A 21327-nucleotide genomic window follows, 5' to 3' on the forward strand; every position below is an offset into this window, starting at 1 on the left:
TCACGAATAGCCGCGATGGAGGTTGCGCAAAAGGGGGCTTTGGGGGCTTGTCCGCAAGGGATCAGGCGCTAGGGTCCGCGCCAACCGGGGCTGCCGCAAAGCGAGTTCATGACAACCCAGACCCATTTGATTCACAGCCGGCGTTTCCTGCCGCTGTTCGTTACGCAGCTGCTCGGCGCATTCAACGACAACCTGTTCAAGAACGCGATGGTGCTGTTCGTCGTCTACAGCGTCTACCAGTCCGAAAAGGCCGAAGGGCTGTTCAGCGCGGTCGCCTCGGGCGTTTTCATACTGCCCTTCTTCATCCTCTCGGCCATTGCCGGGCAACTGGCCGACATGCGCGACAAGGCGCGGATCATCCGTGTCGTCAAGGCGGCGGAAATCGGCATCATGGCGGTCGGCGCCATCGGCTTGCTGCTGGCCTGGAAGGGCATGCTGATTACCGGGGTAGCGATCCCGCTGATGATGCTGGCGCTACTCGGCATGGGCATCCATTCGACCTTTTTCGGGCCGATCAAGTACGCGATCCTGCCCCAGCACCTGCACCAGAACGAAGTGCTTGCCGGCACCGGACTGGTCGAGGCGGGGACCTATATCGCGATACTCGCCGGCACCATCGTCGCGGGCTGGATCCCGGTCGAATGGGCCGCGCTGGGGGTCGTGCTGACGGCCATCGCCGGCTACGTTGTCAGTCGCCAGGTGCCGCCCGCCCCGCCGTTCCACGAACCCGAACCGCTCGACTACCATTTCATCCGCGCGTCGATCGACCTGGTGCGCAACACCAGCCATGACCGCCGGGTGTTCCTCGCGATCATGGCGATAAGCTTCTTCTGGACGATCGGCGCGGTGCTCTTCGTGCAGTTTCCGCCGCTCGCGAAGAACGTGCTGACCGCCAGCAAGGAAGTCGCCAGCCTGTTCCTGGTGATTTTCTCGATCGGCGTGGCGATCGGTTCGATGTCGGTCAACGCGTTGCTCAAGGGGACGGTGTCGGCGCGCTTTTCGCCGCCGTCGGTGATCCTGATGGCAGTCTTCGTGGTCGCCTTCTTCTTCGTCTGCCGGCAATGGGTGCCGCATCCCGAAAACGGCCTGATGGACACCGCCACCTTCGTCAGCCAGCCGCTGGCGCCCGCGCTGATGGTCTGCCTGCTTGGCATTGCAGTCAGCGGCGGGATGTTCGTGGTGCCGCTCTACGCCTTCCTCACGACCTTCGTCGACAAGGCGCAGACATCGCGCACCATCGCAGCGAACAACATAGTCAATTCGGGCGCCATGGTGCTCGGTTCGCTGCTGGCCAGCGGACTGTCGGCCGGCGGCGTGCCGGTTGTGCAGCAGTTGCTGCTGAGCGCAGCGATGTGCCTGGTCTCGGCGTGGATCGCCGCGCAACTCGTCAAGGCCGAGCGCGCGGCGAGCGCGGCTCAGGCGAAGTAGAGCGTCGTCGCGACGAAAGCGGCGCTGTACATGGCCGCCGCATCGCGCAGGTCGCCCAGCCGCCAGCGCAGCGAGGACTGCGGCTCGACGCCCTGTCGGACATGGGGAGGAAGACTGGCGCGGAACGGATGCCGGGCGGTCTCATCGGTCAGGACAAGGGTTCGTCTCATGAAGGGGAAGTTAAGACTTTCTTCACCATTCAACCAGCCCTGAAACCGCGTGATTTCCTGCACTTCCCGCTGCGGGACAGTAACCATATCGGGTCACCATGGCACCCCGCGTTGCCCCGTCGAACGAGGGCCGCTAAAGCGCGTCGATGACCGATAGCAAAGCCATCAATGGCGGGCGTCTGCTCGTCGATTGCCTCGTCGCACAGGGCTGCGACCGTGTGTTCACCGTGCCGGGCGAAAGCTTCCTCGCCGTACTCGACGCGCTGCACGACACGCCCGAAGTGCAGACCGTGATTTGCCGCCAGGAAGGCGGAGCGGCCTTCATGGCCTGCGCCGACGGGACCATGACCGGACGTCCGGGGGTGTGCTTCGTGACGCGCGGCCCGGGGGCGACCAACGCCTCGATCGGGGCGCACGTCGCCTTCCAGGATTCGCAGCCTATGCTGCTGTTCATCGGCGATGTCGACCGCGGCATGAAGGACCGCGAGGGCTTTCAGGAGGTCGACTTCGGCCTGATGTTCGCGCCGCTCGCCAAGCAGGTCCTGCGAATAGACGATCCGCGCCGGATCCCCGAATACATTGCCCGCGCCTGGGCAACGGCACTGGCCGGGCGACCCGGTCCGGTGGTGATCGCGCTGCCCGAGGATATGCTGCTGGAAGAGGTCGTCGGCGTATCCCCTCGCCCGGCGATCCACCGCCCGGCCCAGCCGCCCTGCCCCGATGCCATGGCAACGCTGATGCAGATGATCGCCGATGCCGCAGCGCCTGTGGCCATCGTCGGCGGCGCCGGCTGGCACGCCAAGGCCCGCGCGCATTTCACTGCCTTTGCCGAACGCATCGGGCTGCCTGTCGCCGGCGCGTTCCGGCGCCAGGACGCGATCTCGAACGCCAGCCCGGTCTGGGCCGGCAACCTCGGATATGGCCCCAACCCTAAGCTGGTCCAGCGGATCAAGGACGCCGACCTCGTGCTCGCGATTGGCGCGCGGCTCGGCGAAGCAACGACCGACAGCTACAGCCTGATTACGCCCGATCACCCCGACCAGATCCTGGTTCACGTCCACCCCGATCCGGAGGAACTTGGCCGCGTCTACCGCCCCGACCTAGCGATCTGCGCCGACATGGGCGAGTTCGCCGAGGTCGCGGCGCTGTGGGACGACGATGTGCTGCCCTTCGACGCCGGCGAGGAAGCGCACATGGAATGGCTCGACTGGACCACGGCCAAGCCGGCCCCCTATGCGCTCGACATGGCGGCCTGCGTCACCGCGATGCGCGAGACCTGGCCGGGCGACGCAATCATCTGCAACGGCGCGGGCAATTTCTCCGGCTGGTGGCACCGCTACTGGCACTACGACGGGTTTCCGGTCCAGCTCGCCCCGACCGCCGGTGCCATGGGCTATGGCGTGCCGGCCGCCGTTGCCGCCGCGCTGCGCCACCCCGAACGCCAGGTCGTGGCGCTCGCCGGCGACGGCGATTTCCTGATGAACGGCCAGGAACTGGCAACCGCCGTGCAATATGGTTGCGACCTTACCGTGATCCTGATCGACAATGGCACCTACGGCACGATCCGCATGCACCAGGAGCGCGAGTTTCCGGCCCGTGTTTCGGGCACGACGCTACACAATCCCGATTTCGCCGCTCTGGCGCGGGCCTTCGGCGGCTGGGCGCAGCGCGCCGAGACGACCGAGCAGTTCGCCGACGCCCTGGCCGAGGCAAGGGACCGCAAGGGCCTGCGCTTGATCCACGCCTTGATCGAAGTCGAGCAGCTCAGCGCCGGAGGGGCGACGGTTTCGGGGCTGCGGGCGCGGGCGAAAGGTTAGGCCGCGCGCTCCGACAGCTTGAGCACGTGCTTCCATTCGGCCGGCTTGACCGCCGAAACCGAGAGCCGGAACTTCGTCAGCAGGTCCATGTCGGCCAGCGCCTTGTCGGCCTTGATTTCCTTGAGCGTGACCGGCCGCGCCAGCTTGCGCACCGGCTTCAGCTTCACCGCCGACCAGCGGCCGGTGTCGTCGGTCGGATCGGGGATGTTCGAGGCGGTGATCTCGGCGATGCCGACGATCTCGACCCCGATGTTGGAGTGATAGAAGAAGACCTGGTCGCCCGGCTGCATGGCCCGCAGGTTGAGCCGCGCGGTGTAATTGCGCACTCCGTCCCAGGTGCCTTCGCCCTCCGCCACCAGATCGTCCCAGCCGTACACGTCGGGTTCGGATTTCATCAGCCAGTAGGACGTCTTTTTGCTCATGCCACCACTCAAAAAACGGTCTATGCGCGCGCCATAGACAGATTCAATCGGACACGTCCACCATGCCTCTCGATACTCTACCCGTTCTTTCCCTGAAGACCGACAAGGCGCAGTTCGCGCAGGAAATCGGCGACAGTTTTCGCACCTTCGGCTTTGCCCTGGTCAAGGATTTCGCGATCGATCGCGACCTGATCGACCGTGCCTGGAGACTGTCGGAAGCGTTCTTCGCCCTGCCCGATGCGGAAAAGCGCCGGTACCACGATCCGGCCATCGGCGGCGCGCGCGGCTATACTCCTTTCGGAATCGAGATCGCCAAGGACGCCAAGCATCACGACCTCAAGGAATTCTGGCACGTCGGCCGCGATCTGCCCGAAGGAAGCCCGCTGGCCGATGCCTCGATGCCGCCCAATGTCTGGCCCGACCGGCCCGAAGGCTTCCGCGAGGTGTTCGACGAACTCTACCGCCAGTTCGACGCCACCGGCGCAACGATCCTGTCGGCCATCGCGCTCTACCTCGGCCTCGACGAGCATTGGTTCGACAAGGCCATCGAGGACGGCAATTCGGTCATGCGCCTGCTGCACTATCCGCCGCTCAAGGATCTTGAGGGCGAGGCGATCCGCGCCGGTGCGCATGGCGACATCAACCTGATCACCCTGCTGCTTGGCGCCGAGGAGGCGGGACTGGAGCTTCTCGGCAAGGACGGCCAGTGGATCAGCGCCTCACCGCCGGAAGGCGCGATGGTCATCAACGTTGGCGACATGCTCGAGCGCCTGACCAACCATGTCCTCCCTTCGACCATTCACCGCGTGCGCAATCCGAACGCAGCGCGGGCGGCCTTCAGCCGCTATTCGATGCCGTTCTTCCTGCATCTGCGCAGCGATTTCCCGATCAAGACCCTGCCCCAGTGCGTTACGCCGGAAAACCCCGATCGCTATCCCCAGGCAATCCTGGCAGACGAATTCCTGCAGCAGCGGCTGCGCGAAATCGGCTTGAAGAAGTAGCGCGCACGGGCGTTTCGCGCGTGCCTCGCGAAACGCCCTTAATACAAACTTCAGTAAACCGTGCAAAAACCATGCTTCTGACAGGCAGGGGCAAATACGCATGTCTAAAGAGCAGCCGGGCGCGGCAGACAGTGTTTCCGTGGATTCGGCGATAGCCCGTACAGCCAGGCGTGACGTCGTCACGCTGGGCACCGTGGTGGCCGCGATGGTCCTTCTCATTTCCACCGGCAGTTCGGTCGTCGACAACGCGATCGCCTCGCTCGAAGGGCATGGGACCCAGCCCGACAACCTCCTTGCCACCACCTTTCTGCTCAACATCGCGCTGATCGTCTTCGGCTGGCGTCGCTACAAGGATCTGGTCGGCGAAGTGAAGGAACGCCGCAACGCAGAGGAACAGGCGCGAATTCTTGCCGAAACCGATCCCCTGACCGGTTGCCTCAACCGCCGATCGGCTGGCCCGGTTACCGACCGGCTGATCGCCGAGGCCAGCGCGCGCGGCGAAGTCGTCGCCTTCCTGATGCTCGATCTAGACAATTTCAAGCAGGTGAACGACCTGCACGGCCATGCCGCCGGCGATGCCCTGCTCAAGGAGGCATCGCGCCGCATCGCCCGCCGGCTGCCCAACGGCGGCCAGCTCGCCCGCATCGGCGGCGACGAGTTCGCCTGCATCGTGCCCTTCACCGCCAGCCAGCAAGAAACCGTCGAACGCCTCGCCGAAGACCTCATCAAGGTCGTGGCCGAACCGGTGTCGTTCGGCGATCTGACGCTCGAAACGACGATCTCGGTTGGCGTGACCCGCAGCGACAGCGATGGCGACCGTCACAGCGCACAGGACCTGCTCCACATGGCCGACATTGCCATGTACCAGGCCAAGAAAAACGGCCGCAACCGCCATTTCTGGTTCGAGGCAAGCATGGAAAGCGAACTGCGGTTCCGCAGCGAGCTTGAAACCGGCATCCGCCGCGGTGTCGCGACCGGCGAATTCGTGCCCTATTACGAGAAGCAGATCGACCTTGCGACCGGCGACCTGGTCGGCTTCGAAATGCTGGCACGCTGGAATTCGCCGACGTTGGGCGTCATCAGCCCCGATCTGTTCATCCCCATCGCCGAGGAAATCGGCGTCATCGCGCAATTGTCCGAATCGCTGATCGCCAAGGCGCTGATCGATGCCAAGACCTGGGATCCGCAATTGACGCTGTCGGTCAACATCTCGCCGGTGCAGCTGCGCGATCCGTGGTTTGCGCAGAAGCTGCTCAAGCTGCTGGTCGAAGCCAATTTCCCGCCCAGCCGCTTCGAGATCGAGATCACCGAAAGCTCCCTGCACGAAAACATCGGCCTGGTCCGCTCGATGATCACCAGCCTCAAGAACCAGGGCATTCGCGTCAGCCTCGACGACTTCGGCACCGGCTACAGCTCGTTGTCGCAGCTTCGCTCGCTGCCATTCGACCGGATCAAGATCGACCGCAGCTTCGTCACCACCCTGCCCGGCAACAAGGAAAGCGCGACCATCGTCAAGTCGATCGCCGCGCTGGGCAAGGGCCTCGGCCTGCCGATCACGGTCGAGGGCGTGGAAAACGAAGAGGTGCTGCGCGAATTGAACCGCTTCGGCACATTCAAGGTCCAGGGCTATCTTTATGGCCATCCCGAGCCGGCGGATCGCACCGCCGAGGAACTGGCCCAGCTAAACCTTCTGCTCGACGTGTCGGCGGCGTGCGCCAGCAAGGACGAGGGCGACGAGGACAACGCGATTCGCGCCGCGGGCTGATCGCTCGGCATGCTTTACGCCGCGCGCCGCCCGTCCTAGAGCGCGGCCATGCGGATCGCCTTCACAAAGATGCACGGCCTGGGCAACGACTTCGTCGTGCTCGACGCACGCGCCGCGCCGCTACCCGAACTGACCTGCACCTTTGCCAGCGCGCTGGCCGACCGGCGCACCGGAATCGGCTGCGACCAGCTCATCGTGCTCGATCATTCGTCCGTCGCTGATCTGAGGATGCGAATCTTCAACGCCGATGGCGGCGAGGTCGAAGCCTGCGGCAACGCCTCGCGCGCGGTCGCCCTGCTCCATGGCCAACCCGCCCGGATCGAGACGGCCGGCGGCCTGATCGAAGCCACGCCCGGCGCGGCCGGCATCAGCATCGACATGGGCGAGCCGCGTTTCGAATGGAACGCCATCCCGCTCGCCTACGCGATGGACACGCACCACATGCCGGTCGCCTGGGAGATGCTCGACCAGCCCACCGCCGTCAACGTCGGCAATCCCCACGTCATCTTCTTCGTCGACGATTGCGACGCGGTCGAACTCGACCGCCTGGGCCCGGAGATCGAGCACGACCCGCTGTTCCCGCAGCGAATCAACGTCAACGTGGCGACAGTCACCGCCCGCGATGCCGTGCGACTGCGGGTGTGGGAGCGCGGCGTCGGCCTGACGCGGGCCTGCGGCACCGGAGCCTGTGCGACCGCAATCGGCGCGATGCGGCGCGGGCTGGTCGACCGCGCGGTCACCGTCACCCTGCCCGGCGGTCCGCTGCGCATCGAATGGAACCAGGCCGGCCGGATCATCATGACCGGTCCTGCCGCCGAAAGCTTTCGCGGCACCTTCGACTCGCGCGATTTCGGAGCCTGATCCGTGGCCGAAGTCGTGTCGCTGGGTTGCCGGCTCAACCTGTCCGAAAGCGAGGCGCTGCGCTCCATGCTGGCGGCCGAGCCTGATCTGGTCGTGGTCAACAGCTGCGCGGTTACAGGCGAGGCGGTGCGCCAGACCCGCCAGGCGATCCGCCGTCTGCGTCGCCAGCGCCCCGACGCGCGCCTGATCGTCACAGGCTGCGCCGCCGAGGTCGAGCGCGTGGCGCTTGCCGCCATGCCCGAGGTGGACGGCCTGCTGGCCAATGCCGCCAAGCTCGACCCGCGCGCCTGGAACACGGCACCGATCCCGCAGAGCCCGATGCGTGACCGGCACACCCGGGGGTTCGTTGCTATCCAGAACGGCTGCGACCATGCCTGCACCTTCTGCGTCATCCCGCAGGGCCGCGGCCCGTCGCGCTCGCTGTCCATCCCGGCGATCCTGCGCGAGGTCGCGGCGCACCTTGACGCTGGCGCGCTGGAGATAGTGCTGACCGGGGTCGACTTGACCAGCTGGGGCGGCGACCTGCCCGATGCGCCAACGCTAGGCCACGCTGTGGCGGAAATCCTGAAGCAGTTTCCGCCCCTACAACGGCTGCGGCTTTCCTCGCTCGACGGTGTAGATATCGATCCGCTGCTGTGCGAGCTGATCGCGTCCGAACAGCGGATCATGCCGCACGTCCACTTGTCGCTCCAGCATGGCGACGACCTTATCCTCAAGCGCATGAAGCGCCGCCATCTGCGCCGCGACGCGATGGACCTCGTCGCGCGGCTCAGGGAGCGGCGCCCCGGCATCGCCATCGGCGCCGACCTCATCGCCGGCTTCCCCACCGAGGACGAAGCGGCCCATCGCGCCAATCTGTCGATCGTCGCCGACCTCGACGTGGTCCACGGCCACGTCTTTCCCTTTTCGCCGCGCCCCGGTACGCCGGCCGCACGGATGCCGCAGGTCGACCCGCAAACCATTCGTCGCCGCGCCGCCGAACTGCGCGTCGCGGTTGGCGAGCGGCGCGACGCCTGGCTCGCAACCTTGATCGGCCAGGAGCAACAGGTGCTTGCCGAACGTGACGGGACCGGCCATGCGCAGAACTTCGCCCGGGTACAGTTGCCGCCCGCCACTCCTGCCGGATCGATCGTCACCGTGACCCCTACCTGCCTGAACGAAGGCCTGCTGCAATGAGCGAGGAAACCTGGTCCGACCGTGTCTTCGGCGGTTTCCGCAAGACATCGGAACGTCTGAGCGAAAACCTGTCGGGTATCGTCAGCAAGACGCGCCTCGACGATGACCAGCTCGACCACCTGGAAGACGCGCTGATCCTGTCGGACCTCGGCCCGCGCGCGGCAGCCCGCATCCGGGCACGGCTGGCCAACGAGCGATTCGAGCGCGGCGCCGACGAGCAGGCAATCCGCGAGGCCGTTGCCGCCGAGATCGCCGCCATCCTGCGCCCGGTGGCAAAGCCCATCGACATCGTCGCCTTCCCGCGCCCGCAGGTGATTCTCGTGATCGGCGTAAACGGGTCGGGCAAGACGACGACCATCGCCAAGCTGGCCCATCTGTTCCAGGAACAGGACTATTCGGTGATGCTGGCGGCGGGCGACACCTTCCGCGCCGCTGCGATCGATCAGTTGGGCATCTGGGCCGAGCGGGTCGGCGTGCCGATCGTCTTCGGCGACGAGGGCGGCGATCCGGCCAGCGTGGTGTTCGACGCCGTCCAGGCCGCGACCGAGGAAGGCACCGACGCGCTGATCGTCGATACCGCCGGGCGCCTGCAGAACCGGCGCGAGCTGATGGACGAACTGGCCAAGATCCGCCGCGTCCTCGGCCGCCTCAATCCCGAGGCGCCGCATGACGTGGTGCTGGTGCTCGATGCGACCAACGGCCAGAATGCGCTGCAGCAGATCGAGATCTTCAAGGAAGTGGCGGGCGTCACCGGCCTGATCATGACCAAGCTCGACGGAACCGCGCGCGGCGGCGTGCTGGTGGCCGCCGCCGAACAGTACGGTCTGCCGATCCACGCAATCGGAGTCGGCGAAAGGATGGAAGACCTGCGCCCGTTCGACCCCGACCTGGTCGCGCGGGTCATTGCCGGAGTGGTATGATGGACGAGCCTGCCGCAACCCCTGCCGAAGGTCCGACCGCCAAGGCGAAGCCCAGGTCCGGCCTGCTCAATCTGCTGGTCGATTATGGCCCGATCGTGGTCTTCTTCGTCGTCTACCGCCTCTATGCCCCTGCGGACCATTCCAGCCTGGCCGAGGTCGCGACCGTGATCCGTGCGACCGCCAGCTTCATGGCCGCTGCGGTGTTGGCGCTGACCGTGTCCAAGTGGAAACTTGGCCACGTCTCGCCGATGCTGTGGCTGTCGACCGCGATGATCGTGGTGTTCGGCGGGCTGACCATCGCCTTTCAGAACGCCGCCTTCATCCAGCTCAAGCCGACGCTGATCTACCTGCTTTGCGGGCTGGCGCTGCTGATCGGGGCGTGGCGCGGCAAGGCCCTGTTGAAAATACTGCTCGACGCCGCCTTCGAGGGACTGAACGACGAGGGATGGCTCAAGCTGTCGCGGCGGTGGGGCTGGTTCTTCCTGTTCCTCGCCGCGCTGAACGAAGTGCTGCGCTACCTCTACAACCAGGAGAATGGCGGGCTCGAGACCTGGATCGGGATGAAGCTGTGGGTGTTCCTGCCGCTGACGTTCCTGTTCACCTTCACCCAACTGCCCATGCTGCTGAAGCATGGCCTGGCGCAGGACGCCCAGGGCGAGGTTGTTACCGACCCTCTCCACGACTGAGCAAAAAGGCGCAAAAGGGCATGACAAAGCCCGTGCGCCGCGCCTAGACAGGGGTGCTTGGAAAACCAAAAGGGGGAAGCAATGGGCAAATTTTTCGGAAACCTGCACCTTGTGCTGGTCACGGGCCTGGTTCTGGCCATCGTCGTCATGCTCAAGTACGGTGCCTCGGCCCCGGTCGATGCAAATTCGATCCTGCGCTGGCTGCACATCTTCTTCGGGATCGTCTGGATCGGCCTGCTTTACTACCTGAATTTCGTTCAGGTGCCGACCATGCCGGCCATCCCCGCCGAACAGAAGGGCGCCATCACCGGGCATATCGCCCCCAAGGTGTTCTTCTTCTTCCGCTACGGCGCGCTGCTAACCGTGCTCACCGGCCTCTCCATCGCCTTCATCAACGGTTACGGCCACCAGGCGCTGACCTTCAGCGGTGAGGGCAACGTCGACCTTATCGGGCTCGGAATGTGGCTGGCGCTGATCATGGCCTTCAATGTCTGGTTCATCATCTGGCCGGCCCAGAAGAAGATCCTCGGCATCGTCGAAGCCACGGCCGAGGAAAAGGCCGCTGCCGCGCCGCGCGCGCTCTATGCCAGCCGCACGAACACGCTGCTGTCGCTGCCGATGCTCTACGCGATGGTCAGCGCCAACCTCGGCTGATCGTTCGCCATTTGCAAAGAAGGCGCGGTGTCCTGGCGGGCGCCGCGCTTTTCTTTTGCCCCGGCCAGCGATAGGCCACCTGCCATGACCGCCGAGATCGAGCCCTTCCACGCCATCCGCGTCAGCCTCGAAGCGCACCGCCTCAAGAGCGAAGGCGGCTCGATCATCCACATGGAGTTCGGTCAGCCGTCTACCGGCGCGCCCGCCGCGGCGATCGCCCGCGCGCACGAAGTGCTCGACAGCGATCCGATGGGCTACTGGCAGAGCCCGGCGCTGAAAGAGCGCATCTGCCGGCATTACCGCGAGGTTTACCGCGTCACGGTCGATCCCGCCCAGATCGTCCTTACCTGCGGCGCCTCGCCCGCGCTGGTCCTGGCGCTGTCAGTCCTGTTCGAGCCCGGCGCGCGCGTCGCCATGGCGCGGCCAGGTTACGTCGCCTACCGCAACACGCTGAAAACCCTTCACCTGGAGCCGGTCGAACTGGACTGCGGCGAGGAGGCCGGCTTCCAGTTGACCGCTGCTGTGGTCGCTGCGCTCGATCCGCCGCCCCAGGGCCTGATCCTTGCCAGTCCGGCCAACCCCACCGGCACCATAATCCCGCGCGCCGAACTGGTAGCGATAGCCAGGGTCTGCGCCGAGCACGGCATCGCGTTGGTCTCCGACGAGATCTACCATGGCATCGCTTACGGTGCGGAAACGCCTTCGATCCTCGAGGTCGATCCGGGCGCCATGGTGATTAACAGCTTCTCCAAATATTTCAGCATGGCCGGCTGGCGGCTTGGCTGGCTGGTCGCGCCGCTGGACAAGGTGGACGCAGCCATCGCGCGGATGAGCAACCTGTTCCTCACCCCGCCTTCGCTCAGCCAGCATGTTGGCCTTGTCGCGATGGATTGCCCCGAGGAACTGGAGGCAAACGTCGAAACGTATCGCCGCAACCGCGAATTGCTGCTCTGCGCCCTGCCCAACATGGGGCTGGCGCGCATCGCCCCGCCCGACGGCGCGTTCTATATCTATGCCGACGTGTCGGACTTCACGGACGACAGCATGGACTTGGCCCTTGCGCTGCTGCGCGACACCGGCGTCGCCACCGCGCCGGGGATCGATTTCGATCCGATGTTGGGCCATCACTTCCTGCGGATCAGCTTCGCCGTCTCGACCCCCGAGGTGGAGGAAGCGATCGCCCGGATGGGGCCGTGGTTCGCTTCTCGCAACCGGGGCCGGCGCCAAGGCTAGATTTCGACCTGGCTACCCAGCTCGACCACGCGGTTCGACGGCAGGCGGAAGAACTCCATGGCGCTGGCCGCATTGCGCAGCATCCAGGCGAACAGCTTCTCGCGCCAGATCGCCATGCCCGGCTTCGACGAGGCGATCAGCGTCTGCCGGCTGAGGAAGAAGCTGGTCTTCATCATCTCGAACGGTCCGCCGCACAGGTTCGCGTCGGTCAGCGCAGCGGGCACGTCGGTCTCCTCAAGGAAGCCGTACCGCAGCTTGAGCCGCCAGAATCCCTCGCCCAGATCCTTGATCGAACAGCGCTGCGCCGGATCGACGAAGGGCATGTCCTCGATTGCGACGGTGAGGATCACGACGCGTTCGTGCAGGACCTTGTTGTGCTTGATGTTGTGCAGAAGCGCCGAAGGCACGCCGCTCGCCGTGCTGGCCATGAAGATCGCCGTGCCGGGCACGCGGCTGGCGCTGGAATGCGCGCTCTTGGCGAAGACCTCCATCGGGATGGTCGCCTCGGCCATCGACTGGCGCATCAGCATGCGGCCGCGCGACCAGGTGGTCAGCAGGGTAAAGATGAACAGCCCCATGGCCAGCGGCACCCACCCGCCGTGCGGAACCTTGATCAGGTTCGCGCCGAGATAGGCCATGTCGACGACGATGAAGATCGCGATGAGAGGAACCGCCTTCCACAACGGCCAGCGCCACAGGCTGATCAGAACGGCGGCGATCAGGATCGTGTCGATGAACATCGCGCCCGTCACCGCGATACCATAGGCGGCGGCGAGGTTGGTCGACGAACGGAAGAACAGGACCAGGACGATGACCATGATCATCAGCCCCCAGTTGATCACGGGAATATAGATTTGCCCCTGGGCCGATGCGCTGGTGTGCTTGATCTGCATGCGCGGCATGAAGCCGAGCTGGATCGCCTGCTGGGTGAGGCTGAAGGCGCCCGAAATCACCGCCTGGCTGGCGATGATAGTTGCCGCCAGAGCCAGGAAGATCACCGGGATGCGCACCAGGTCGGGGATCATCAGGAAGAACGGGTCCTTGATCAGCGCGGCGGCCGCCTCGGGCGATTGCTGGCTGAGCACCATGGCGCCCTGGCCCATATAGTTGAGCATCAGGCAGGGGAGGACAAAGGTCATCCAGCTCACCCCGATGGGCTTGCGCCCGAAGTGCCCCATGTCGGCATAGAGCGCCTCGGCCCCGGTCACGGCAAGAACCACGCTGCCCATGGCGACGAAGGCGCGGAACCCGTCGACCATGAAAAATTCGACGGCGTTCAGCGGATTCAGCGTCTCGAGCACGATCGAGGGCATATCGGCCAGATGCATCACGCCCATCACGCCCAGCGTCAGGAAGTAGGCCAGCATGATCGGGCCGAACAGCTTTCCGACCTTTTCCGTGCCGCGCGACTGGATCGCGAACAGGGCGAACAGGATTGCAACGGCCAGGGGTACGATCCACACCTTGAAGCCGGGATGGACGTATTGCAGGCCTTCGGTGGCCGAGAGCACCGACATGGCCGGCGTGATCATCGAATCGCCGTAAAACAGCGCCGTGGCGAAGACGCCCATCAGCACCAGCGGCGCGGTCCATCGCGCGCCGTCGGTCTTGCGGCTAATCAGTGCGAGCAGCGCGAGGCTACCACCTTCGCCCTTGTTGTCGGCCTTCATGATGGTGAGGACGTATTTGAACGTCACCACGATCATCATCGACCAGAATACCAGGCTAAGCACGCCCTGGATGTGCACCGGATCAACCTTGATGCCCGGTACGCCGTGGTGCGAGGCGAAGGTTTCGCGGAACGCGTAAAGCGGGCTGGTGCCGATGTCGCCAAAGACGACGCCGATCGCACCGATCGCCAGCGGCAGAAGCTTGCCGTGGTGATGGCCGTAACCGGTTTGCATTGCCTCGTCCGACGCTGGCGGGTCAGGCTCGCGTTGAAGGGAACTGCTCATGCCAAACCATGCCCCTGTCTGCCCCACACGGCATTGCCGAGGCCGGGCGAAATCTGCGTCGGACTAGCACCGTGCCCCGACGCGGGCAACACGGCCCACGCGGGCACGGCTGCGGTCATCGGTTCAATTGCCCCGCATCGCGCGCGGCGATGAACGCGTCGAGCCGCGCCAGCCGCTGGGCCAGGTCGTCACGCCAGGGCGCGTCGGCCGGCGATCGGGCGAGCAAGCGCGCCCACATCGCACGCCCTTCTTCAAGCTGACCACTGGTCGCAAGCGCGAGGCCTTCGAAGAACAGGGGGCCAGGATGCGTCGGGTCCGCCGCTGCGGCACGGGTGTAGGCATAACGCGCCGCCGGCGTGAGGACGCCTTCGGAATGGGCGACAAGGTAATTTCCCATGGCGAGCCATGCATCGGCATTGCGCGGATCCTGTTGCACGGCCCCCTGAAGAACGTCCGCAGCATCGGCAAAGTTCCCGTTGCGCGCCAGGCCATCGGCGATGATGCTCCAGCGGTTCCCGGTCTGCAGCGGATCGCCGGCAATCTGCTTGCGCGCCTCGACCAGGGCTGCGCCGCTGGCCTTGACCGTTGCCGCCGCCGCCTTGGGCGCACCGGGCTGGCTCCAGTTGGCCTGCCAGGCGAATCCTGCAGCACCCAGCATCAGCGCCGCCCCCACTGCTTCCCAGCCGCCGCGCGGTGCTTTCAGCAGAAAGGCGATCACGCCAAAAACCGCCGCCGCCAGCATAAGCACCATCAAGCCGGTCATGCCACCCGCCCCTTGGCAAACCGTTTGCGCAGCACGATGACGGCCAGCGTCAGGAAGGCGAGCGGCGCGGCGAACAGCGGCCATGTCAGCGCATCGACCTTGGGCTTGTAGCTGACGTAGGAGCCGTAACGTTCGATCAACCAGGCGCGGATCGCCTCGGGATCTTCGCCCTGGGCGATGCGCAGGCGCACCTGGTTGCGCATGTCTCCGGCGATCGGCGCATCGGAATCCGAAATCGCCTGCCCCTGGCACTGGAGGCAGCGCAGCGTGTCCATCAGCGCCTTGGCCCGCGCCTCCTGCGCCGGATCGTCGAGCTGCCGGTAGGCATAAGGCGCCGGCGGCAGCTTGTCCTGGGCGTGAACGGGTCCGGCAAGGACAAGCGCGAGGGCGGCGAGCAGCACGCGCATCATCGTTCCGCCTCCTTCAGTTTTGCCAGGATCAGCGGGACCTGGTCTGCGCGGATATCGCCGATGTGCTGATAGCGGATCACGCCCCGCGCATCGATCACGAAGCTTTCCGGAACGCCTGACGAACCGATTGCGAACTGGATCGCGCTGACGTTGTCGGCCCCTATGCGGGAATAGGGGTTGCCATACTTGGCAAAGAACACGGCCAGGTCCCCTGGTGTGTCGCGGATAGCGACGCCGTGAATTTCCACGCCGGCGCGGCGCAGCGCCTCGAGTTGCGGCGCCTCGGCCGCGCAGGGCAGGCACCAGCTGGCGAAAATGTTGAGCAGGCGCGGATTGCCGCCGGAAAAGTCGCTGCTCTTCAGCGCGGGGCGGTCCGGAACGGCCGCCTTGAGGTCGAACGCCGGCAGTGGCTTGCCGATCATCGCGCTTTCGACGGTGCGTTCGGCCGGGCGGAAGAGGCCGAACAGCACAAGCACGACGAAGCCGACGAACAGACCCAGCGGCAACCACAGCGTCCAGCGCCGGCCTTTGGTATCCACTTGGCTCATCGGCCCTGACGTTCCCGCCGATAGGCGATCTTGTCGATCGCGACGAGGCGGCGCAGGTCGCTCGCCACGCGGCCCAGCAAGGCCAGCAGCCCGCCCAGCCCGATCAGCAAGCCGCCGAGCCAGATCAGGGTAACGAAAGGCTTCCACCACAGTCGCAATTGCCAGCGGCCGCCTTCGGCTTCTTCGCCGAGCACGGCGTAAAGCTGGCCGTTCCAGCGCGTGTGGAGCGCGGATTCGTTGGTCTGCTGCACCGGCGCCCAGAAGCTGCGCGACTGGGTGCGCAGGATCGCCGGCGTACCGTCGTCACCATAGCTTGCCGCCAGCGTGCCTTCGAGCGCAGTCCAGTTGGGCCCGGCCACCGGCATGATCGACTGGAGGCGGACCTGCCAGGGACCGACCGAGGCGATTTCGCCAACCCGCGCGGCGACCAGCCGTTCCTGCGTAAAGGCGCTGTCGGCGGCCATGCCGAACAGGGAAACAGCCACCCCGAAATGGGCGAGAACCATGCCCCACAGCGGCAGCGTCACGGTGCGCAGGCGCCGCCCGGCCAGCGGCAGCAGCGTCGCGACGAGAAGTCCGGCGGCAAGGGTCAATCCGAGCGCCGGCAGGAGTCCGGTCCCCAATGCCACCATTACGCCGAATGCGGTGAGCGCCAGCACGCCCGGCACGATCAGCCGCTTGCCGATCCGCGCCATGGCGTCGCGCCGCCAGCGCAGCAGCGGGCCGACTGCCATGACCGCCAGCATCGGCAGGACGAATACCGCGCCCATCGGGTTGAAATAGGGCGGCCCGACCGAAACCTTGCTGCCCATAGCCTCGGCCAGCAAAGGATAGAGCGTGCCGATCAGCACGATGCCGAGCGTCGCCGAGAGCATGACGTTGTTGAACACCAGCGCGCCTTCGCGGCTGGTCACAGCAAAGCGCTGGCCTTCGGTCACCGTGGCGGCGCGCAAGGCAAACAGCAGAAGGGCTCCGCCGATGTAGATCGCCAGCAGGGCGAGGATGAACGAGCCGCGGGTGGGATCGACGGCAAAGGCGTGCACGCTGGTGAGAATTCCGGAGCGGACCAGGAAGGTCCCGACCATCGACATCGAGAAGGCGACCACGCCCAGCATGACCGTCCAAGCGCGCAAAGCGTTGCGCGAGGCCAGCACGCTGACCGAATGGAGCAGCGCTGTGGCGGCGAGCCAGGGCATCAGGCTGGCGTTCTCGACCGGGTCCCAGAACCACCAGCCGCCCCAGCCCAGCTCGTAATAGGCCCAGTAGGACCCCGCCGTGATGCCCAGCGTCAGAAATATCCACGCGCCCAGCACCCAGGGCCGCATGGCGCGGGCAAAGGCGGGCGAAACTTCGCGCGTGATGAGCGCGCCGACTGCGAAGCTGAAGGCGATCGAAAGTCCGACATAGCCGATGTAAAGCGTTGGCGGATGGAAGGCGAGGCCGGGATCCTGCAACAACGGGTTGAGGCCCTGCCCTTCCGCCACCGGCGGATCGAGCCGCTCGAACGGGTTTGAGGCCATCAGCAGGAAGGCATAGAAGCCGATGCTGACGAAGGCCTGCGCGGCCAGTGTCGCCAGCATGGTCGGTTCGGGCAGGCGCCGTTCGACCAGCGCGACGAAGCCGCCGGCCAGTCCCATGATCGTCACCCACAGCAGCATCGAGCCTTCGTGGTTCCCCCAGGCACCGGCAATCTTGTAGAGCAGCGGTTTGGCCGAATGCGAGTTGGTCGCCACCAGCTTGACCGAAAGGTCAGTCTGCCAGAACAACACGATAAGCGCCGCGAAGGCCACGGCGGCAAGGAGACCCTGTGCGATCGCGACCGGGCGGACCAGCCCAGCCAGCGCCGGTGTCTCCCGCCGCAGGCTAAGCCCGCCTGCAACCAGCTGCAGCGTCGCCAGCGCGGCCGCGAGCCACAGCGCGGCAAGTCCGAAGTTGGCGATCACCGGGTTTCTTCCACCGTCTGGCGGGCCTGGGCCTCGGTCATGTCCTTCATTTCGCGGGGCACGTACTTCTCGTCATGCTTGGCAAGGAGATTGTCGGCCACAAAGGTGCCGTCGGGGCCCATCCGCCCCTCGGCGACCACGCCCGACCCTTCCTTGAACAGATCGGGTGCGATGCCGGCAAAGCGCACCGGCACTCGGGCCTTGTCGTCTCCGACCACGAATGACAGCGTGATGCCGTCAGCTTCCTTCTTGAGCGAACCTGCCTCGACCATGCCGCCCAGCCGCACCGCGCGGCCGGGTTCGGGCGGAGCGCTCGCGATCTGGGCGGGCAGGTAGAAGTAGCTGGCCTGGTTGCGCAGCGCCCAGGCGGCAAGCAGCCCTGCTCCGATCAGCGCGACCAGCGCGACAATGACGAGGACGAGCCTCTGGTGCTTGGCCTTGATCGCCCCGTTCATCGTTCGCGGCTCCGCTCGCGGCGCGCTTCGGCGGCGCGCATCGCGGCTACGGCCCAGGCGACGAGCCCGCCCGTGGCCAGCACGGTCAGCGCATAGGCCGCCACGATGAACGGCCAGTGGTTGAGCCCCTCAGACATCGGCGGCGTTCATTGCGCGGCGGCGCAGGCGTGCCTCTGCCTGGGTATCGGCCAGGATCGCGCGCATCCGCGCCAGCACGACACCGCCGAACAGCAGCGAGAACGCGAGAGTCGAAGCCATGAGGCCGATCAGGAAGGGCGCTGCCATTTCCGACTTGCCCGCCGTGATGGAGGGCGGCTGGTGCAGGCTGTTCCACCACAGCACCGAATAGTGGATGATCGGGATGTTGACCGCGCCAACCAGCCCAAAGATCGCCGGAATGCGGGACTGCCCCTGCCCGTCGCGCGTTGCCGCGTCGGCCAGCGCGATATAGGCCAGGTAAAGGAACAGCAGCACGAGCATCGAGGTCAGCCGTCCATCCCAGACCCACCAGGTCCCCCAGGCCGGTCGGCCCCACAACGATCCGGTGGCAAGGCACAGGGCGGCAAAGACGGCGCCGGGCAGCGCTACCGCGCGCGCGGCAACCCCGGCAAGCGGATGCCGCCAGACCAGTTCGCTGAGGCTGGCGATCGCAATGGCGCTCCACCCGCCCATGGCCAGCCAGGCGGTGGGCACGTGCACGAAAAGGATCTTGACCGAATCGCCCTGCAGCCGCTCGGCCGGGGCGGCGGCCAGGGCCCAGGCCAGAACCGCCACGGCCAGCAGCCCGCCACCGATCAGCAGCGGAGCGGTCAGCAGCTTGGCAAGCCTAAGGAAACGGGCAGGATTGGCGTAGCCGTGCATGGTGGATTCGGTCGACCCTCGGATGGCCCTTTGGCATTGCGCGACTGGGTCGGCAAGGCAATTGCGCCTTGGTAGCACACCCTGATGGGCGCCTCGGCTCAGCGGCCGATGAGCGCCTGCGCCATGGCATCGGCAACCCGGTCGCTCGATTGCCCGGTGCTGGCCGACTGCGCCCAGATGTCGCGCAGGCGGCCGGGGATCTGCTCGATCCGCTGGCGCACGGTGTCGACAGTGCAGTCCTGCCCGGATTCGCGCGCCAGGTATTCGAGCGCGACTGCGATGATCCCGCCGGCGTTGATGACGTAGTCAGGCGCATAAAGGATGCCGCGCGCGGCCAGCGCATCGCCGTGGTGGGGCCGGGAAAGCTGGTTGTTGGCCCCGCCCGCGACGATCGGCGCCCGAAGCCGCGCGATGCCTGCGTCGTCAAGGACCGCGCCAAGCGCGTTGGGGCTGAACACGTCGCAGGCCGTATCCATGATCGCTTCGGCGGGGACGACAACGCCGCCCAGTTCGGCGGCCAGCGCAGCCGCCCGCGCCGCATCGACGTCGGCCACGGTCAAACGGGCACCCTCGCCCGCAAGCAGGCGCGCCAGGCCTCCGCCCACGCTGCCCGTGCCCTGAACGGCAACATGCACGCCCTCGAGGCTGGTCTTGCCAAGCTGCTGCTCGACCGCCGCCTTCACGCCGAGGAAAATGCCATAGGCCGTGAACGGCCCCGGATCGCCGCCAGCCGAACCGCCGCTTGCCACCGGAAGGCCGGTGACGTGGCGGGTCCGCTGCGACACGGCGACCATGTCGGCTTCGCTGACGCCGACGTCCTCGGCCGTGACATAGCGACCACCGAGCCCTTCGACCGCGTCACCGAACGCGGCTAGCATGGCCGGCGTCTTGGCACGCGCCGCATCGGCCAGGATGACCGCCTTGCCGCCGCCCATGGGCAGCCCCGCCATGGCGTTCTTGTAGCTCATCCCGCGCGACAGGCGCAGCGCATCACGCATGGCCATCGCGGGATCGGCGTAGTGCCAGAACCGGGTTCCGCCCGCGCCCGGGCCGAGATGGGTGGAATGGAGCGCGATGATCGCGGTCAGCCCGCTGGCGCGATCCTTTACGAAATGAACCACTTCGTGATTGTCGAAATCGGGCTCTTCCCAGAATGCCGGCACGCGCTTGACTCCCCATTTGAGGGCACGCGTGGGCGAAGAAGCTGGGGCGATCGATGGGGTTCGAACCCACGACCTCCGGTACCACAAACCGGCGCTCTAACCAACTGAGCTACGATCGCCATAACCTCGCGCGCGTGCCGAGACGCGGCGCCTTAGGTAGCCCCGGCCAGCACTGCAAGCGCTGTCCGACGCAGGCGCGGCCTCTTGCACAGGGAGCATCAAATGGGAAGCGAAAACTGCGCCGCAGGCCGAGCGGCGTAATTTTCTTACGCGCCGCTTTTTGACGAGTCCGGAAAGCGGGCGAATCTATTTCCGCATCCCAGACCCGGTCGTTGCCGATTGCTTAACCAAACCCGCCTACCCTCGCGGCCAGTGGATGCAGACCCGCGGGAGGCAAGAGTTTGACGGTCAAGGCAAAGTTGCAGGAACGGCTCGGGACCGAACCGCGTCCGCTGACCCGCCGTGTCGACCGCCAGACCGCCCGCGGCGAAATCATCGTGCAGTCCGCGCACGGGCATAGCGCCGCCGCACGACTCAACGACATCTCGATTTACGGCTGCAACATCCTTGCCGAAGCGGACTGGATGCGCTGCGGCATGTTCGTGTCGATCCGGCTGTCGGCCGACCGGTCGATCCAGGCAATCGTGCGCTGGATTCGGGACGGGTCGTGCGGGGTCGAATTCCTCCGCGCCATTCCCGGTGCCGAAGCCGACGCTCTGGCTGCACACGGGGCCTGACGAAAAAGGGCGCCCCGCAAGGGACGCCCCGTTCGCCTTGGCTGGCAAGCCCGAACGGGCTCGGCGCCAATCAGTTCTTCTTGAGCGAAAGCCCGCCGAAGCGCTTGTTGAACTGCGCGACGCGGCCACCCGAATCGATCTGGCGCGTGCCGCCGGTCCAGGCCGGGTGTGACGCAGGGTCGATTTCCAGAACCAGCGTATCGCCTTCCTTGCCCCAGGTAGAGCGCGTTTCGAAGACGGTGCCGTCGGTCATCTGCACCTTGATCATGTGGTAGTCGGGATGGATATCGGTCTTCATCGATCGGTCTTTCGTTTGCGGCCGGTTCCGACCGGCCCGAATGGGAAGCGGCGCGCATAGC

The 21327-nt window shown here is 66.0% G+C and carries 23 protein-coding genes and 1 tRNA gene; 11 read left to right on the forward strand and 13 right to left on the reverse strand.

From position 1 onward, the window contains the following. Nucleotides 1-108 precede the first annotated feature (108 nt). Nucleotides 109-1428, forward strand: a complete 1320-nt coding sequence (locus tag B0I00_RS04100; protein ID WP_100866043.1) for an MFS transporter — start codon at nt 109-111, stop codon at nt 1426-1428. On the opposite strand, the gene B0I00_RS04105 is transcribed toward B0I00_RS04100, so the two are convergent. Continuing rightward, a complete protein-coding gene (locus B0I00_RS04105; protein ID WP_157812463.1) occupies nt 1416-1598 on the reverse strand; it encodes a hypothetical protein in 183 nt (60 codons plus the stop codon). The two genes, B0I00_RS04100 and B0I00_RS04105, sit on opposite strands and share 13 nt — an antisense overlap. A 146-nt stretch (nt 1599-1744) precedes the next feature. On the opposite strand from B0I00_RS04105, the gene B0I00_RS04110 reads away from it, so the two are divergent. Then, nucleotides 1745-3415 carry a thiamine pyrophosphate-binding protein gene (locus B0I00_RS04110; RefSeq protein WP_100866045.1) on the forward strand — a complete coding sequence of 557 codons (1671 nt, stop codon included), beginning with the start codon at nt 1745-1747 and terminating at the stop codon, nt 3413-3415. Here B0I00_RS04110 and B0I00_RS04115 read toward each other — a convergent pair. Beyond that, entirely contained in the window at nt 3412-3837 is a 426-nt protein-coding gene (locus B0I00_RS04115; protein WP_100866046.1) for an EVE domain-containing protein, read from the reverse strand. The genes B0I00_RS04110 and B0I00_RS04115 overlap by 4 nt on opposite strands. 62 nt (nt 3838-3899) lie before the next feature. Between B0I00_RS04115 and B0I00_RS04120 the strand changes: the two genes are divergently transcribed. From B0I00_RS04120 to B0I00_RS04155, 8 genes are all read left to right on the forward strand, one after another. Next, the gene (locus tag B0I00_RS04120; RefSeq protein ID WP_100866047.1) at nt 3900-4838 is read left to right on the forward strand and encodes an isopenicillin N synthase family dioxygenase; all 939 of its coding nucleotides are present in this window, start codon (nt 3900-3902) and stop codon (nt 4836-4838) included. A gap of 100 nt (nt 4839-4938) precedes the next feature. Then, complete coding sequence (locus B0I00_RS04125; protein ID WP_100866048.1) at nt 4939-6603, forward strand: putative bifunctional diguanylate cyclase/phosphodiesterase; 1665 nt, start codon at nt 4939-4941, stop codon at nt 6601-6603. Nucleotides 6604-6651: 48 nt separating this feature from the next. Beyond that, nucleotides 6652-7464, forward strand: coding sequence for a diaminopimelate epimerase (dapF, locus tag B0I00_RS04130; protein ID WP_100866049.1), 813 nt, complete (start codon nt 6652-6654; stop codon nt 7462-7464). Nucleotides 7465-7530: 66 nt separating this feature from the next. Continuing rightward, the gene (locus tag B0I00_RS04135; protein WP_232730138.1) at nt 7531-8640 is read left to right on the forward strand and encodes a MiaB/RimO family radical SAM methylthiotransferase; all 1110 of its coding nucleotides are present in this window, start codon (nt 7531-7533) and stop codon (nt 8638-8640) included. Next, on the forward strand, nt 8637-9560 hold the full coding sequence (gene ftsY, locus B0I00_RS04140; protein WP_100866051.1) for a signal recognition particle-docking protein FtsY: 924 nt from the start codon (nt 8637-8639) through the stop codon (nt 9558-9560). Before B0I00_RS04135 ends, ftsY begins: the two co-directional genes overlap by 4 nt. Continuing rightward, the gene (locus B0I00_RS04145; RefSeq protein WP_100866052.1) at nt 9560-10246 is read left to right on the forward strand and encodes an inner membrane-spanning protein YciB; all 687 of its coding nucleotides are present in this window, start codon (nt 9560-9562) and stop codon (nt 10244-10246) included. Before ftsY ends, B0I00_RS04145 begins: the two co-directional genes overlap by 1 nt. An 81-nt stretch (nt 10247-10327) precedes the next feature. Beyond that, complete coding sequence (locus tag B0I00_RS04150; RefSeq protein WP_100866053.1) at nt 10328-10900, forward strand: urate hydroxylase PuuD; 573 nt, start codon at nt 10328-10330, stop codon at nt 10898-10900. An 84-nt stretch (nt 10901-10984) separates the two neighbouring features. Next, nucleotides 10985-12133 carry a pyridoxal phosphate-dependent aminotransferase gene (locus B0I00_RS04155; RefSeq protein ID WP_100866054.1) on the forward strand — a complete coding sequence of 383 codons (1149 nt, stop codon included), beginning with the start codon at nt 10985-10987 and terminating at the stop codon, nt 12131-12133. Here B0I00_RS04155 and B0I00_RS04160 read toward each other — a convergent pair. The 10 genes from B0I00_RS04160 to B0I00_RS04205 all read right to left on the reverse strand — a co-directional run bounded on the left by B0I00_RS04160 (nt 12130) and on the right by B0I00_RS04205 (nt 20350). Continuing rightward, nucleotides 12130-14037: a potassium transporter Kup gene (locus tag B0I00_RS04160; protein WP_232730139.1), complete on the reverse strand. Its 1908-nt coding sequence runs from the start codon at nt 14035-14037 to the stop codon at nt 12130-12132. The genes B0I00_RS04155 and B0I00_RS04160 overlap by 4 nt on opposite strands. Before the next feature lie 166 nt (nt 14038-14203). Further along, a complete protein-coding gene (locus B0I00_RS04165; RefSeq protein WP_100866056.1) occupies nt 14204-14851 on the reverse strand; it encodes a tetratricopeptide repeat protein in 648 nt (215 codons plus the stop codon). Next, entirely contained in the window at nt 14848-15258 is a 411-nt protein-coding gene (locus B0I00_RS04170; protein ID WP_100866485.1) for a cytochrome c-type biogenesis protein, read from the reverse strand. The genes B0I00_RS04165 and B0I00_RS04170 overlap by 4 nt, the downstream gene beginning before the upstream one ends. Further along, nucleotides 15258-15809 carry a redoxin family protein gene (locus B0I00_RS04175; RefSeq protein ID WP_100866057.1) on the reverse strand — a complete coding sequence of 184 codons (552 nt, stop codon included), beginning with the start codon at nt 15807-15809 and terminating at the stop codon, nt 15258-15260. Before B0I00_RS04175 ends, B0I00_RS04170 begins: the two co-directional genes overlap by 1 nt. Next, a complete protein-coding gene (locus tag B0I00_RS04180; protein WP_100866058.1) occupies nt 15806-17752 on the reverse strand; it encodes a heme lyase CcmF/NrfE family subunit in 1947 nt (648 codons plus the stop codon). Before B0I00_RS04180 ends, B0I00_RS04175 begins: the two co-directional genes overlap by 4 nt. Next, a complete protein-coding gene (ccmE, locus tag B0I00_RS04185) occupies nt 17749-18207 on the reverse strand; it encodes a cytochrome c maturation protein CcmE (protein ID WP_100866059.1) in 459 nt (152 codons plus the stop codon). Before ccmE ends, B0I00_RS04180 begins: the two co-directional genes overlap by 4 nt. Then, nucleotides 18204-18344 (reverse strand): heme exporter protein CcmD, encoded by a 141-nt coding sequence (ccmD, locus tag B0I00_RS04190; protein WP_100866060.1) that lies wholly within the window; start codon nt 18342-18344, stop codon nt 18204-18206. Before ccmD ends, ccmE begins: the two co-directional genes overlap by 4 nt. Beyond that, nucleotides 18337-19068 (reverse strand): heme ABC transporter permease CcmC, encoded by a 732-nt coding sequence (gene ccmC, locus B0I00_RS04195; RefSeq protein WP_100866061.1) that lies wholly within the window; start codon nt 19066-19068, stop codon nt 18337-18339. The genes ccmD and ccmC overlap by 8 nt, the downstream gene beginning before the upstream one ends. Nucleotides 19069-19166: 98 nt before the next feature. Then, the gene (locus B0I00_RS04200) at nt 19167-20231 is read right to left on the reverse strand and encodes a Glu/Leu/Phe/Val family dehydrogenase (RefSeq protein WP_100866062.1); all 1065 of its coding nucleotides are present in this window, start codon (nt 20229-20231) and stop codon (nt 19167-19169) included. Between the two features lie 42 nt (nt 20232-20273). Then, nucleotides 20274-20350: transfer RNA gene (locus tag B0I00_RS04205), tRNA-His, on the reverse strand. Nucleotides 20351-20632: 282 nt separating this feature from the next. Here B0I00_RS04205 and B0I00_RS04210 point away from each other — a divergent pair. Beyond that, on the forward strand, nt 20633-20968 hold the full coding sequence (locus B0I00_RS04210) for a PilZ domain-containing protein (protein ID WP_100866063.1): 336 nt from the start codon (nt 20633-20635) through the stop codon (nt 20966-20968). Between the two features lie 70 nt (nt 20969-21038). Here the strand turns inward: B0I00_RS04210 and rpmE are convergent, their stop codons facing one another. After that, complete coding sequence (rpmE, locus tag B0I00_RS04215; RefSeq protein WP_100866064.1) at nt 21039-21266, reverse strand: 50S ribosomal protein L31; 228 nt, start codon at nt 21264-21266, stop codon at nt 21039-21041. Nucleotides 21267-21327 lie beyond the last annotated feature (61 nt).

This window comes from Novosphingobium kunmingense, assembly GCF_002813245.1.
Classification (GTDB): Bacteria; Pseudomonadota; Alphaproteobacteria; order Sphingomonadales; family Sphingomonadaceae; genus Novosphingobium; species Novosphingobium kunmingense.

Excerpts from the sequence above, each read along its gene's own strand:
- B0I00_RS04100 (WP_100866043.1), top strand. The coding sequence starts at position 109 with ATGACAACCCAGACCCATTTGATTCACAGCCGGCGTTTCCTGCCGCTG.
- B0I00_RS04105 (WP_157812463.1), bottom strand. The coding sequence starts at position 1,598 with ATGAGACGAACCCTTGTCCTGACCGATGAGACCGCCCGGCATCCGTTC.
- B0I00_RS04110 (WP_100866045.1), top strand. The coding sequence starts at position 1,745 with ATGACCGATAGCAAAGCCATCAATGGCGGGCGTCTGCTCGTCGATTGC.
- B0I00_RS04115 (WP_100866046.1), bottom strand. The coding sequence starts at position 3,837 with ATGAGCAAAAAGACGTCCTACTGGCTGATGAAATCCGAACCCGACGTG.
- B0I00_RS04120 (WP_100866047.1), top strand. The coding sequence starts at position 3,900 with ATGCCTCTCGATACTCTACCCGTTCTTTCCCTGAAGACCGACAAGGCG.
- B0I00_RS04125 (WP_100866048.1), top strand. The coding sequence starts at position 4,939 with ATGTCTAAAGAGCAGCCGGGCGCGGCAGACAGTGTTTCCGTGGATTCG.
- dapF (WP_100866049.1), top strand. The coding sequence starts at position 6,652 with ATGCGGATCGCCTTCACAAAGATGCACGGCCTGGGCAACGACTTCGTC.
- B0I00_RS04135 (WP_232730138.1), top strand. The coding sequence starts at position 7,531 with ATGCTGGCGGCCGAGCCTGATCTGGTCGTGGTCAACAGCTGCGCGGTT.
- ftsY (WP_100866051.1), top strand. The coding sequence starts at position 8,637 with ATGAGCGAGGAAACCTGGTCCGACCGTGTCTTCGGCGGTTTCCGCAAG.
- B0I00_RS04145 (WP_100866052.1), top strand. The coding sequence starts at position 9,560 with ATGGACGAGCCTGCCGCAACCCCTGCCGAAGGTCCGACCGCCAAGGCG.
- B0I00_RS04150 (WP_100866053.1), top strand. The coding sequence starts at position 10,328 with ATGGGCAAATTTTTCGGAAACCTGCACCTTGTGCTGGTCACGGGCCTG.
- B0I00_RS04155 (WP_100866054.1), top strand. The coding sequence starts at position 10,985 with ATGACCGCCGAGATCGAGCCCTTCCACGCCATCCGCGTCAGCCTCGAA.
- B0I00_RS04160 (WP_232730139.1), bottom strand. The coding sequence starts at position 14,037 with ATGCAAACCGGTTACGGCCATCACCACGGCAAGCTTCTGCCGCTGGCG.
- B0I00_RS04165 (WP_100866056.1), bottom strand. The coding sequence starts at position 14,851 with ATGACCGGCTTGATGGTGCTTATGCTGGCGGCGGCGGTTTTTGGCGTG.
- B0I00_RS04170 (WP_100866485.1), bottom strand. The coding sequence starts at position 15,258 with ATGCGCGTGCTGCTCGCCGCCCTCGCGCTTGTCCTTGCCGGACCCGTT.
- B0I00_RS04175 (WP_100866057.1), bottom strand. The coding sequence starts at position 15,809 with ATGAGCCAAGTGGATACCAAAGGCCGGCGCTGGACGCTGTGGTTGCCG.
- ccmE (WP_100866059.1), bottom strand. The coding sequence starts at position 18,207 with ATGAACGGGGCGATCAAGGCCAAGCACCAGAGGCTCGTCCTCGTCATT.
- ccmD (WP_100866060.1), bottom strand. The coding sequence starts at position 18,344 with ATGTCTGAGGGGCTCAACCACTGGCCGTTCATCGTGGCGGCCTATGCG.
- ccmC (WP_100866061.1), bottom strand. The coding sequence starts at position 19,068 with ATGCACGGCTACGCCAATCCTGCCCGTTTCCTTAGGCTTGCCAAGCTG.
- rpmE (WP_100866064.1), bottom strand. The coding sequence starts at position 21,266 with ATGAAGACCGATATCCATCCCGACTACCACATGATCAAGGTGCAGATG.